General features: G+C 75.3%; 13 protein-coding genes. 6 read left to right on the forward strand and 7 right to left on the reverse strand.

All coding sequences use genetic code 11. The features are described 5' to 3' along the window. Nucleotides 1-31: 31 nt before the first annotated feature. Together E1165_RS14110 and E1165_RS14115 are read left to right on the forward strand one after the other, a co-directional pair. On the forward strand, nucleotides 32-553 hold the full coding sequence (locus tag E1165_RS14110) for a sigma-70 family RNA polymerase sigma factor (RefSeq protein ID WP_207916881.1): 522 nt from the start codon (nucleotides 32-34) through the stop codon (nucleotides 551-553). Next, nucleotides 550-1,251, forward strand: a complete 702-nt coding sequence (locus E1165_RS14115) for an anti-sigma factor (RefSeq protein WP_132391570.1) — start codon at nucleotides 550-552, stop codon at nucleotides 1,249-1,251. The genes E1165_RS14110 and E1165_RS14115 overlap by 4 nt, the downstream gene beginning before the upstream one ends. Nucleotides 1,252-1,272: 21 nt before the next feature. Here the strand turns inward: E1165_RS14115 and rarD are convergent, their stop codons facing one another. From rarD to eccE, 4 genes are all read right to left on the reverse strand, one after another. Beyond that, the gene (rarD, locus tag E1165_RS14120; RefSeq protein ID WP_132391572.1) at nucleotides 1,273-2,193 is read right to left on the reverse strand and encodes an EamA family transporter RarD; all 921 of its coding nucleotides are present in this window, start codon (nucleotides 2,191-2,193) and stop codon (nucleotides 1,273-1,275) included. Continuing rightward, a complete protein-coding gene (locus E1165_RS14125) occupies nucleotides 2,190-2,681 on the reverse strand; it encodes a GNAT family N-acetyltransferase (protein ID WP_132391574.1) in 492 nt (163 codons plus the stop codon). Before E1165_RS14125 ends, rarD begins: the two co-directional genes overlap by 4 nt. Before the next feature lie 172 nt (nucleotides 2,682-2,853). After that, nucleotides 2,854-3,240: a phage holin family protein gene (locus tag E1165_RS14130; protein ID WP_132391576.1), complete on the reverse strand. Its 387-nt coding sequence runs from the start codon at nucleotides 3,238-3,240 to the stop codon at nucleotides 2,854-2,856. A 50-nt stretch (nucleotides 3,241-3,290) separates the two neighbouring features. Then, on the reverse strand, nucleotides 3,291-5,204 hold the full coding sequence (gene eccE / locus E1165_RS14135; RefSeq protein WP_132391578.1) for a type VII secretion protein EccE: 1,914 nt from the start codon (nucleotides 5,202-5,204) through the stop codon (nucleotides 3,291-3,293). 186 nt (nucleotides 5,205-5,390) lie between these two features. Here eccE and E1165_RS14140 point away from each other — a divergent pair, with 186 nt between their 5' ends. Together E1165_RS14140 and E1165_RS14145 are read left to right on the forward strand one after the other, a co-directional pair. Further along, nucleotides 5,391-5,711 (forward strand): WXG100 family type VII secretion target, encoded by a 321-nt coding sequence (locus E1165_RS14140; protein ID WP_132391592.1) that lies wholly within the window; start codon nucleotides 5,391-5,393, stop codon nucleotides 5,709-5,711. 27 nt (nucleotides 5,712-5,738) lie between these two features. Further along, nucleotides 5,739-6,032, forward strand: a complete 294-nt coding sequence (locus tag E1165_RS14145; protein WP_132391580.1) for a WXG100 family type VII secretion target — start codon at nucleotides 5,739-5,741, stop codon at nucleotides 6,030-6,032. Nucleotides 6,033-6,105: 73 nt separating this feature from the next. Here the strand turns inward: E1165_RS14145 and mycP are convergent, their stop codons facing one another. Continuing rightward, nucleotides 6,106-7,356: a type VII secretion-associated serine protease mycosin gene (gene mycP, locus E1165_RS14150; RefSeq protein WP_132391582.1), complete on the reverse strand. Its 1,251-nt coding sequence runs from the start codon at nucleotides 7,354-7,356 to the stop codon at nucleotides 6,106-6,108. Between the two features lie 154 nt (nucleotides 7,357-7,510). Here mycP and E1165_RS14155 point away from each other — a divergent pair, with 154 nt between their 5' ends. Together E1165_RS14155 and E1165_RS14160 are read left to right on the forward strand one after the other, a co-directional pair. Then, entirely contained in the window at nucleotides 7,511-10,504 is a 2,994-nt protein-coding gene (locus E1165_RS14155; protein WP_132391584.1) for an SseB family protein, read from the forward strand. After that, on the forward strand, nucleotides 10,501-10,866 hold the full coding sequence (locus tag E1165_RS14160) for a hypothetical protein (protein ID WP_132391586.1): 366 nt from the start codon (nucleotides 10,501-10,503) through the stop codon (nucleotides 10,864-10,866). Before E1165_RS14155 ends, E1165_RS14160 begins: the two co-directional genes overlap by 4 nt. Nucleotide 10,867: 1 nt before the next feature. Here E1165_RS14160 and E1165_RS14165 read toward each other — a convergent pair whose 3' ends face one another. Together E1165_RS14165 and E1165_RS14170 are read right to left on the reverse strand one after the other, a co-directional pair. After that, nucleotides 10,868-11,800: an alpha/beta fold hydrolase gene (locus E1165_RS14165; protein WP_132391588.1), complete on the reverse strand. Its 933-nt coding sequence runs from the start codon at nucleotides 11,798-11,800 to the stop codon at nucleotides 10,868-10,870. 109 nt (nucleotides 11,801-11,909) lie between these two features. After that, nucleotides 11,910-12,208 (reverse strand): hypothetical protein (locus E1165_RS14170; protein WP_132391590.1); only part of this gene is annotated, 299 nt, incomplete at its 5' end.

Here is a 12,208-nt window from a genome sequence, read left to right on the forward strand (position 1 = left end):
CACCGCCCGAGCCGGTGCGGAGAGCGAGGTGATAACCGTCAGCGACCACGACGCCCAACTGCTGCGCGCGTTGCACGACGAGCATGCCGAGGCGCTGTTCGCGCACGCGCTCCGCCTGGTCAACGGCGACCGGACGCGGGCGGAGGACCTGGTGCAGGAGACGCTGTTGCGGGCCTGGCGCCATCCGGAGTCGCTGGACCCACGTCGCGGGTCGGTCCGCGCCTGGCTCTTCACCACCGCCCGGAACCTGGCGATCGACGCCTGGCGGCGCCGGTCCACCCGGGTCGGTGAGGTGTTCACCGAGGATCTGCCCGAGCCACCCGAGGCGGTCGACGAAGCGGAGCGCGCGGTCGAGGCGTGGACCCTCGCCGAGGCGCTGAACCGGCTCAGCCCGACCCACCGCGAGGTGCTGGTCGAGTGCTTCTACCAGGGCCGCTCGGTGTCGGAGGCGGCCTCGCGGCTGGGCGTGCCACCGGGGACCGTCAAGTCCCGCACCCACTACGCACTGCGCTCACTACGGTTGGTCCTGGCCGAGATGGGGGTGACCGGATGACCCGCTGCGAGTTCGCGTTCGACGACGGCGCGTACGTGCTGGGTGCCCTCGCCCCGGCGGACCGGGCGGCCTACGAGCGGCACCTTGCCGGCTGCTTCGAGTGCCGGGAGGCGGTCGCCGAGATCGCCGTGCTGCCCGGGCTGCTGGGTCGGCTCGACGCGACCGACCTGGCGGAGTTCCTGCCTCCGCCGCCGGCAATCGACCGGGTGCCCGACCTGCTCGCCGTGGCGCGTAACCGCCGCCGCCGGGAACGCTCCGCCACCCGGCTGAAGTACGGCCTGACGGCGCTGGTCGCCGCCGCGTCCGCGCTGGTGGTGGGCTTCGGCGGGGCCACCGCGCTGCGACCGGCCCCGGCCCCGACTCCGACCGTGCAGGCGATCCGCATGGTCTCCATGGCACCGGTGTCGGCGAAGACACCGGCGGTGCGCGCCGAGATCGGGCTGACCGGCAAGAAGTGGGGCACCGAGATCACCATGCACTGCGGGTACGACGCGACGGCCGGCTACGGCAAGGCGTACACCTTCCGGCTGGTGGCGTACGGCCCGGACGACGCGACCGAGCAGATCGCCTCCTGGCTGGCCGGCCCGGGTGACGACGTACGCCTCACCGGCGCGACCCGGTTCACCGACGCGGAGCTGGTCCGCCTGGAGTTGATCCGCGCCGACGGCACCACCGTCCTGGACTACGAGGTGCGCTGAACGCCGCCCGGGACCGGTCAATCATCCGGTGGCGGTGACCGGTTCCGAGGTCCGGGCGGCGACCCGGTTGCGGCGGCCCTGCCGCAGCAGGTCCACCGTGAAGATCATCAGCGCTGCCCAGACCAGGGCGAAACCGGCCAGCCGGGCCGGTGGCAGCGGCTCGTGGAAGAGGAGCACACCGCAGCCGAGCTGGAGGATCGGGGCGAGGTACTGGAGCATGCCGAGCCCGGACAGCGGCAGCCGGTTGGCCGCGCCGGCGAAGAACATCAGCGGGACGGCGGTCATCGCGCCGGCCAGCACCAGCAGCACGGTGTGCCCGGCCGAGACGTGACCGAAGGTGGCCGCGCCCCGGGACGCCAGCCAGCCCAGGTACGCCAGGGCGGGCAACGCCAGCACCGCGGACTCGACGAAGAACCCTTCCGCGGCGGGCAGCCCGAGCCGCTTCTTGACCAGCCCGTACCCGGCGAAGGTGAACGCCAGGGTCAGCGCCAGGTACGGCAACCGACCGTAGTCGACGGTGAGCACGGCCACCGCGAGCGCGCCGACGCCCAGAGCCGCCCACTGCGCCGGGCGCAGCCGCTCGCGGAGCACGAAGACGCCGAGCAGCACCACGACCAGGGGATTGATGAAGTAACCCAGGGCGGTCTCCACCACCCGGTCGGAGTTCACCCCGTAGATGTAGGCGGTCCAGTTGACCGCGATCAGCACCGCCGCCGCGAGGATCCCGGCGAGCGCCCGGGGTCGCCGGGCCAGGGCGCGCAGGAAACCGACGTTGCGCATGGCGGCCAGCACCAGCGCGACGAAGAGCACCGACCAGACGATCCGGTGGGCCAGGATCTCCACCGGGCCGGCCGGGCGCAGCAGCTTCAGGTAGACCGGGAAGAAACCCCAGATGAGGTACGCCCCGAAGCCGTAGAGGTAACCGAGCCGGGTTTGGTTCACCCCGTCACCGTAAGGTCCGGCGAGCCGATCGGATCCTTTCCGGTGACCGGGTTCACCGAGCGTCGGTCCAGCTCCATCCAGTGCTCCGGCGTGACCGGGGTGAAGCCGACCCTGGCGTACACCACGTGCGCGTCGAGGGTGGCCAGCAGGATCCGTCGTACGCCCAGGCTGGCCAGGTGGTCCCGGACGGCCGTGGCCAGCCAGGTGCCCAGCCCGCGCCCCCGCTCCCCGCGCGCGACGTAGACATCACAGAGCCAGCCGAAGGTGGCCCCGTCGGTGATCACCCGGGCCACCGCCACCTGCCCGCCGTCCGACACCCGGTGGACGTTGTACGGAATCGAGCCGGCGAAGGCGCGCGCCACGGTCTCCCGGCTGCGCCCGAGCGCCCAGTACGCGTCGGTGGAGAGCCAGCCGTGCACCCGGTCCAGGTCGAGCCGGGCCGGATCGGTGCTGAGCAGGTAGCCGTCGTCACGGGTCAGGGTGAACATCTCAGAGACGCTAGCCCGACCCACCGTCGGCCGCGCCAGCCAATTCCCGCCCGTTGACCGTCACCCGGCCGGCCGCGCACCGACGCGGTTACGGCTGGCCAACTCGGCACGTCGGGGCTGCTACTGCCAGGCCGCCAACGATCATGGGTTGGACGGGAAACGAGACGCCGCATCAGTCCCGGTCGAGGACCGCGCCGAGGATCCAGGTCACGATGCCGACGAAGAGCGCCCCGAGCACGGCGGCCGGCCAGAAACCGTCCACGTGGAAGGGCAGCCCGGCCTCGCCGGCGATCCAGCTGGTCAGCAGGAAGAGCAGACCGTTGACGACCAGCGCGATCAGCCCGAGGGTCAGCAGGTACAGCCCGCAGCCCACCGTCTTGATGATCGGCTGGAGCACCGCGTTGACCACGCCGAAGATCACCGCGACCAGTAGCAGCGTGGTGACCGTCTCGACCGCCGAGTCGGAATCCAGGGAGATGCCGGGGATGAGCAGCGTCGCCAGCCAGAACGCGACGGCCGTGGCGCCCAGCCGGATCAGGAGGCCCTTCATGAAACCCATGGCGGGGATCGTGCCACGGTAGACCCACCCCGGGAACCCCTCGGCCCGGCTCAGCGCCGCGCCGGTCGGCCGATCAGCTGCGACTCGATCGGCGTCGGGGACAGCAACGCCCAGCGCAACGCCCGCCGGTTCACCACCGCCACCATGTCGGTGCGGATCCGGGTCAGCCACTCCGCCGACCCGCCCAACCCGAGCGCGGCCCCGGCCAGCGCCGCCTCCTGCGGGTCCAGCGGTTGCAGCACCGCCAGATCCGCCCGGCCCAGGACATCCACGTCGGCGGGGGTCAGCTCGTCGCGTACCACCAGCGTGGCCTGCCAGGCCGGGCCCGGCGTCGGCTCGACCGGCGTAGCTCCCACGTCCACCACCAGCAGCACCGGACACATCGGCGACCCGGGCCCGCCACCGACCGTACGCCCCGGTGGCAGCACCGCCACGCCTCCGCCGGTGCTGCCCACCCCCCGCACGAACGGCTCCCACAACCGTGGGCGGCCAGTCTGTACGGCCACCCGCGCCCCCAGCGCCATCGCCCGCAGGACCAGCAGTTGCGCCGCGCGGACCCCGCCGACGAGGACCAGCCGGGTGCCCTCCGCGCGGAACAGCCGCACGGTGACCGCGCCTCCGTGCCGGTTGGCGCCGACCATCAGGCCACCGCCCCCGATCGACAGCTCCATCTCCTCCGGATCCGGGCCGGCGGCCACCGGGCCGCCGGCCACCGCGAGCGGCAGGGTGGCGGCCAGCCCGTCGAGCTGATCGCCGTCGAGCCGGCGCACCTCGCCGCCGGCGTCGGAGGCGAGCCGACCCAGCGCCTGCGTGGCCAGGGCGAGCTCGTCGGGCGTCCAGGCGGCCAGCCGTACCGTCAGCTCGGCCGGCGTCCCGCCGGCGTCGGTGCCGGTGCGCGGGCCCGCGCTGAGCGCGACGCTGGTCGCGGTCGCCGGCAGCGCCAGCAGCCGGGTCACCAGCCGGCGACCCAGGTCGGCGCGGGGATCGGGCCAGCGGCACAGCCGGAAGCTGGCCTGGAGCAGGCCGCCGGCGCAGACCAGCTGCCAGGTCTCGCGGGTCGGCCGCGCGCCGTCGTGGTGGGCCAGTTCCCCGAGTACGCGCAGCGCGGCGTGTTCGCCGAGGAGACGCCCGCCGGCCGGGCCGAGGCGCCGGACGATCCGGCGTACGGTGCCGGAGAGGGTCACCCGCAGCTCCTCGGCGGACCAGCCGTCGACCCGCAGCACCCGGACGGCGAGCAGCGCCCGCTCCTGCCCCGGCAGCCGTCCCTCGGTCAACTGTCGGTACGACGTGCCCGCCGCGCCGCCGGCCGCCCCCGGTGCGGGGGCCGGCGCGGCGTGCAGCAGCAGTTGGACCCGGACCGGCGGATGTTCACCGTCGGCGGGCGGCAGCAGCGCGGCGGGGGCGGGCAGCGCCCGCCGGGCGTCACCCAGCAGATCACCGGGGTCGCCCAGTTCCAGTACCGCGGTCAGCCCGGTGGCGTCGTCGACCACGGCGGCCGGCTCCCCGGCCAGCTCCGCCGTACGCACCACCGCGCCGGGCAGCACCAGGTGCAACAGAGCGGTCGGACCGCCGGCCGCTGGGGGCGCGTGCCGTCGGCCGGCGTACCCGAGGGCGGTGGCCAGCCACTCGAAGAGCCACCGGCCCCGCCAGCGCCCCCAGGCGGTGACGACCAGCAACCCGGCGGCCGGCAGCGCGAGCCCGACCGCCACCGGGCCCCGGCCGGACGCGGCGACGACAAGTGCCACCGCGACCTGGACGGCCACGATCTGGCTCGCGCGCACGGTGGTCGGGAGCCGGCCCGCGCCGATCCACCGCGGTGGCAGCGGCGGGCGGGACACCGCCCGGGCCGGCCCTCCGGTCGTGCTCGCCGTCACGCGTCTCCTCCGCTCGACGTGCCGCCTCCGTGCCGCGGGCTCGGCGGACACCACGTCCGTCCACCGCACCGCGACGGCGGCGTGACCCATGGTAGGGGGAAGCGCGGTTCGGAGTTGTCCACAGGGGAGGCTGACGGGGTAGCACGATGGCTATCCTGCCGCTACCGTCAGCGACGAGTTCGGCCGGCGGCGGCCGCCGGGGCCGATCCCGGCTCGACGTCCACGATGGACGGGCCGCCGGTCCGCCACGACCGAGGAGACGAGGTGACGTCCGGGGTGTCCCAGACCCAGGCAGAAGCCGCGGTGATGCAGCAGACCGCCGCGAAGTTCGAGCAGGTGGACCAGTCGCTGCACAGCATGCTCAGTGGCCTGATGGCCGAGCTGGAGGTGTTGCAGCAGGCCTGGCGGGGCGCCGGTGGGCGCTCCTTCGAGCAGGTCAAGCAGCAGTGGTCGCAGGACCAGGCCGCGTTGCAGCGGGCCTTGCGGGAGACCGCCTCGGCGATCCGCACCGCCGGCCAGCAGTACGACGTCTCGGACACCGAGGCCGCCGGCCGGGTCGCCGGCACCAACCGGGGCGGCATCCAACTGCCGCTGTGACCGCCGATCGAGGGGGAGGAACATCCGATGGACCACGGTGTCCTGGTCGTCAACTTCGCCGCGTTGCAACAGGCCAGCGCGGACATCCAGAAGGCGTTGAACACGCTCGACTCACAGCTCGGCCAACTGGAGCGGGACGCGGCCCCGCTGGTGGCGACCTGGACGGGCGAGGCGCGGCAGGCGTACGAGCAGCGGCAGGCGCGGTGGCGCAGCGCCTCCCAGGATCTCCAGGCGATGCTGCGCGACATCAGGCTCGCTGTCGACGACTCGGCGGCCGACTACCTCAACACCGAGAAGCGCAACACCGGCCTGTTCCAGTGAGCCCCGCCCCCCGGTGAGCCGACGGCGACGCCGACCACCCTTCGGCGTCGCCGTCGCGGCGGTGGGGCGTGGGTCAGCCGGGGCCGGCCGGACGCCAGTCGCGGCGGGCGCCCCGGGGCAGCGCCAGCGCGAGCAGCACCACCGCCGCCACCGTCGCGCCGGTGAGCGCGGCGACGAGCAGCGCCCGGTCCCGAGCCGCCGCCCGCCGGGCCCGCTGGGCCAGCAGCGCCGGATCCGGCCGGTCAGCCGGCAGCGCGGACGGCCCACGGGACGCCACCGCCGGCCCCGCGCCGGTGTCGGTGACCGCCCGGTACGGGTTGAGCACACCGCTGCCGTACCCGTCGCCCCGGCCGCCGCCGGGTGCCGGGTCGGCGGTGTCCACGATGCGCTGCGCCACCTGCGCGGCGGTCAGCTCGGGCCGGTACTGCCGGACGAGTGCCGCCGTGGCCGCGACGAACGGCGCCGCGTAGCTGGTCCCCTCCGCCCGGCGGTGTCCCTGCCCCGGCGCGGCCATCAGGACGTCGCCGCCGGGGGCGACCAGGTCGACGTACGGGCCGGTCTGGGAGAAGTCGGCCCGGGAGCCGTCCGGCCCGATCGCCCCCACCCCGAGCACTCCCTCGTAGGCGGCCGGGAAGGGGCGCGGGTCGCCGCTGCCGTGCAGGTTCCCGGCGGCGGCCACCACCACCACGTCCCGCCGCACCGCGTAGGCCACCGCCTCCCGGACGGCCGGGTCGTCGACGTACAGCACCACGGAGAGGTTCAGCACGTCGGCGTCGTGGTCCACCGCCCACCGGATCGCCCGGGCGAAGTCGGCGGCGCCGACCGTACGCCCCGACTCCCGCCCCTGGACCACCTGCTGCTCGCTGACCCGTACCGGCAGCACGCGCGCGTGCGGCGCGAGCCCGGTGAAGGCCACCCCCTCGGCGGGGCCGGCCGCGATGATGCTGGCGACCCCGGTGCCGTGGCCGGCGCAGTCACGGCTGCCGTCACCGCCCGGGTCGAGGAAGTCCGCCCCGTCGAGCACCTGACCGCGTAGCTGCGGGTGGCGGCGGTCGACGCCCGAGTCGATCACCGCGACGGTGACCCCGGCGCCGCCGGCCAGCGGCGCGAGGCGCTCCGGGGCGTACCGTTGCTGGGCCCACGGCACGGCGGCGACGGGGCGGGCCGGCGCGAGCGGGGCCGAGCAGGCGGGTGCGGCCACCCGGGCGGCCGGCGGTGCCGCCGCGCGGGCCGGGGTGACCGACGACACGGCGAGGGTGGGCAGCCCGGTCAGCAGGACCGCCGCCAGGCTCGCGAACGCCGGTCGCGCACTGGGCCGGTACATCGACCGCCTCCGTATCGTGTCGACTCCGGAACGGGATGTTAGCGTCCCGCGCGGCCGGCGGTGGGTCCGCCGTCGGCCGACCCGCCGTGATCTTGCCCTGACCTTGTAGGTTGTACGCGATGCCTATGGCCTGTTAGCGGGAGGAGAGGTGGCCGTGACCGACTGGGAGCCGGCTACCGAGACCGAGACGGCGCTGCGGGACGCGCTGCGCGCCGACGACCAGGAGCGATACTTCCGCATCCTGGCCGGCACCGACCTGTACCTCCCGATCTCCGCCCAGGCCCTCGCCGGTGAGGCGCCGATGGGCTGGGGCACCTGGACGACGGGCGGTCGCACCCACGTACTGGCCTTCACCTCGCCCGCCGCGATGCGGGCCTGCCTCGGCGCCGACGCCGGTCCCAGCCGGCGCAGTCCGTTCACCGCACTCGCCGCCGCCTGGCCCCACCACGAGTGGTGGCTGGCGGTCAACCCGGGCCTGCCGGTCGAGGGCTACCTCCCGGCCTGGTTCGTCTCCCAACTCTCCCGCGGTGACGTGCGCCTGCCCGGCCGCCCCGGGTCCCGCTCCCACGGGGCGGCGCCCGCAGAGCCGGCGGCGACCGGCGTCGCCAGCGCCTGGAGCCAGCCCGAGCCGGTGCCACCGGTCGCCCTCCGGCCTCCGGTGGACCCTCCGCCCGGCCGGCCGGCCGCCGCGGGCGACCCGTACCCCGTCCGTCCTCACCGCCCGGCGACGAACGGTGCCGTCCCCGTCGGCCCGGCGGACGTCGACCCCGCGGTGAGGGCATCCGCGTCGGGGTCGGCGGCCGGGCCGGGCAATGCCGCGCGCCCGCCCGCCCGGCCAGACGACGAGCCCGGCCCGGGGCCCCACGGCGGCCCCGGGCGGCCCGGCGAGCCCTGGCCGGTCCCGCCCCGCCGTCGGCTGCTCGGCGAAGGGCTGGGCGCTCGCCTCGCGGCGACCGACGGTCCCCCCAACGGGCGCAGCTCGTTCTTCGAGCCGGCCTCCGGTCGGGGTGCGGCGGCCCGGGCCATGCGGGACAAGCCGCTGCGCTCGGGGGAACGGGCCACGCCTCCGATGCGTCCCGGGCTCGGCGGACAGCCGTTCCCCCGCCGCCGGCCACCCGACCCGCCCGGCGAGGATCCGGCCCGCGCGTTCCGGATGGAGCCGGCCGAGGGGCCGGCGCCGCCAGCCCCCGAGCCGCCGGCGAACGGCCGGCGTCCCGAACCGTCGGCGGAGGAACCCACCCGGGCCTTCCGGGTGCCGGCCGCCGAGGCCACCCAGGCGTTGCCGCGACGTGTGCCCACGCCCGCGCCACGTCCGGCCGAGGAGCCCACCCGGCCGCTGCCCGACCCCGCGGAGGGTGCCGGCACACCGGTCGACCGGCCGCTGGTGGAGGAGGTGCCGGCATCGTTCGCCGAGCCGGCGTCGGCGCCGCCCGGGCCACGTCGCGGCTTCTCGCCCATCGTCATCGAGGGCGTCGTCATCGAAGCCCACGACCTGCCGGTCTCCGACGGGTCCGCCGGTACGCGACCCGGCACCCCACTGGTCGAGGCCGGCTCCGAGCCGGCCACGACCGGGTGGGGGCCGGCGGGCGAGCCCGCCGCGCCGATCTCCCCGGACGACGAGCCGACCGCCCGGCTGGTCCGCCCCGGCGCACCCGAGCCGACCGTGTCGGCGTCCCCGGCCGTCGAGGTGCCGACCGCAGACCCGATGGCGGACCGGCCCGCCGCCCGGGGCGCAAAGGATCCGACGGTGTCGTTGTTCGAGGCCCGGCCGCCGGTGGCGTCCCGGGTGGACGACCGGCCGGTCGACCCGGCGGAGCCGACGGTGTCGCTCTTCCACGCCCGGTCGAGGCCGCTCCTCGCCGACGACCGCACCGCACCGGCCGTCGGTGACGACCCGACGCCGGGCGCAGCGCACCCGGTTCCGGACCCGGCGGCGTCGCCCGAGCCCTACCCGGCGGTGTCGTCCGAGTCGGCCGTGGCCCGCCGGTCCGGCGTCGCGGACGCGGCTCGCCCGCCCGACACCCGCACCGACCTCCAGACGGCCGGGGCCACGACGGCCACCGAGCCGTCCGTTCCGGGCCCGGCCGACGTCCGCGCCGACCCGGACCCGACCGACGTCCCGGCGAACCCGGAACGCTCCACCTCGGACCGGGCCGGGCAGCCGCCGACCACCGACGCGACGTTCCAGCCGGCCAACGAGGTGGAGGAGGAACTGCTGAACGCCGCCGGGGCCGGCAGCACCGACACCTTCCTGTCCACCCTGCTGCTGGCCCGGGTGCTGCTGCCGGTGGCACCGGATTCGGCACCGGGCAGCCGCCCCGGCGATCCGGGCTTCGTCTGGCGTACCGAAGAGCTGGACGGGGAGCGGTACGTGGTGGTGCACACCTCCCCGCAGCGGCTGGCCGACCACGGCGGCGAGGACGTGGAGACGGTCGAGGTCCGCTTCGTGCGGCTGATCCGGCGCTGGCCGGAGGAGGACTGGTCCTTCGCCGTCAACCCGGGCACCCCGGTGGGGGCGAAGCTCCCCGGCGAGCAGATCGTCGCGTTGGCCAACTGGGCCGCCGAGGTGGGGCTCGGGGACGACGCCGGCATCGAGCCGGAAGCGCCGAGCGTGCCCAGACCGGCCGACACCCGTCGGCACGTCCCGCCGGCGGTCGACCCGACCAAACCGGTGGTCATGCAGAAGGCGGTGGCCCCCAGCCAGCTCGCCTACTACCTGGAACGCGGCTACGACCGGGTCTCCGGCTTCGTGCACCGCGCCAACGAGTTGGCGCACCTCACCACGCCGGCGAAACTGCACGAGGCGCTCGGACTGGGCTACCCGGACTCGCCCTTCTCCCGGGACGCCGAGAAGATCTACGTGCTGCGGTGGCCGGCGTACCGGCCGAGCCTGTACCGCATCCCGTACGGCGGGCAGAACGAGGCCGCCATGCGGGCGATGGAGGGCTGGGTCATCGAGCGTGCGCCGTTCCGGGGCAACGGCTTCGCCCCCGGGGAGAGCAGCGACGTGGTGGCCGAGTTCAAGGTGGACAGCGCCCGGCTGCCGCACGGCGCGCAGCTGTGGCGCATCGGCGCGGACGGCAGCGAACGGATGATCGCCGTGCTCGACACCGACGCGCTGCTGTGGCGACAGGTGGGTGAGCCGTGACCCGGGACGGATACGTGGCCCGCTGGCGTGGGCGGGAATACCAGGCCAGCCCCGACGGCGACAACGTGCGGATCTACCAGCCCGAGCCCGGTGAGGGTTTCGAGGAGGTACGTCCCGGCCGCTACGTCCGGGTCCTCCCCGCGACCGAGGTGGAGGAACTGGCGTACGTGCGGACCACCTGTACGTGGCAGGGCCAGCCGTTCGTCGTGCTTGGCGAGCACGACGGCTGGCTCCGGGTGGAGTACACCGGCGGCCGTTGGCCGGTGGCGCAGGCGCTGGGGCTGGAGGTCTTCGACTTCGGCGTCTACCAGGGTTGGGCGCCCGCCAACGAGGTGGCGGACCTGCGCCAGAAGCGGGTCTGAATCAGGACTTCGTCCACCGTAGTATCTCGCCGAGCACCACGTCGCGCGCCTCGACGTGGGGGAAGTGCCCCACCCCGTCGAGCAGCCGCCACTCGTACGGCGCGCTGACGTACCGGCCGGAGCCCTGCGCGGTGCGGGGCAGCGCGGCGGCGTCGAGCGCGCCGTGCAGTTGCAGGGTCGGGGTGACCAGCGGCGTCTGCATCAACCGGACGAAGCGGTAGCCGTGCAGACGCAGCGCCGACCGGAACGCCCAGCGGTAGCCCTCCAGGGCGCAGAAGGCGGCCTGCGGGATCTGGATGGCGTCCCGGCAGCGCCGCGCGTACACCTCGAACTCCGGGCCGCCGACCCAGCGCGGCCCGCCCCAGCGCCGCAGCATCTCCTCGACGGCGGCTCCGCCGTCGCGGGTCAGCACGTGCTCGTAGCGCGGAAGTTGGAACCTCAGGGTGGGTGTGGAGGCGGCGAACTGACCACGCGGGTCGGCGAAGAGCGCCGCCCGCAGGCGCAGCGGGTGGGGTGCGCCGAGCACGACCAGCCGCCGGACCAGGGCCGGGTGGAAGGCGGCGGCGGTCCACCCGATCAGGCCCCCCGCGCCGCTGCCGACCACCGTCGCGGAGCGTTCGCCGAGGGCGCGGATCAGGCCGGCGACGTCGGCGGCGAGGGTGTAGCCGTCGTACCCCCGGGGTGGCTTGTCGCTGGCGCCGTAGCCGCGCAGGTCGACCGCGACGGCCCGGAACCCGGCGTCGGCGACCGCCGGGAGGATCTCGTGCCAGGCCCACCAGTACTCGGGAAAGCCGTGCAGGAACAGCACCATCGGCCCGGTCCCGGCCTCCACGACGTGGAACCGGCTGCCGTTCGCGTCGACGAAGCGGTGCGCCCACGGCCCCTCGGTCAGGACGCAGGACTCGTCAGGGGACCCGCCACGCTGCTCCGTCATGTGCCACAGCCTAGGACCCCCGTGCCGCTGGTCCGATTCTGGTTTGCGAGGGCAGTGGCCCGGGGCCCGTTGGGGCGACCCGCCGGATGACCGAGGTCGCTGGTGCGGCTCAGCCGACCGGGCGGATCGTCACGATCCTGGCGGGCGTTCCCGGCCCGCAGTCGGTGCCCGGTTCCACCGCTGCGACGGTGACGAACACGGTCGTGCCGGTGCGAAAGGTGCCGACATCCGGGCCGTGCAGGGCGTACTGCCGGCCGTCGTCGGTGGTCAGCCCGTAGCAGGGGCCGGAGCCGCCGCGCGTGATTCGGCCGGCGAGCACGTCCGCCCGGCGACTGTCGGTCGGTTTCCTGGGAATGGCGGGGTTTCTCGGCGGTATCGGCGGGGTGGCCGCAGGTGGCGTGGGGCGGC

The organism is Micromonospora sp. KC723 (assembly GCF_004348595.1).
Lineage (GTDB): Bacteria > Actinomycetota > Actinomycetes > Mycobacteriales > Micromonosporaceae > Micromonospora.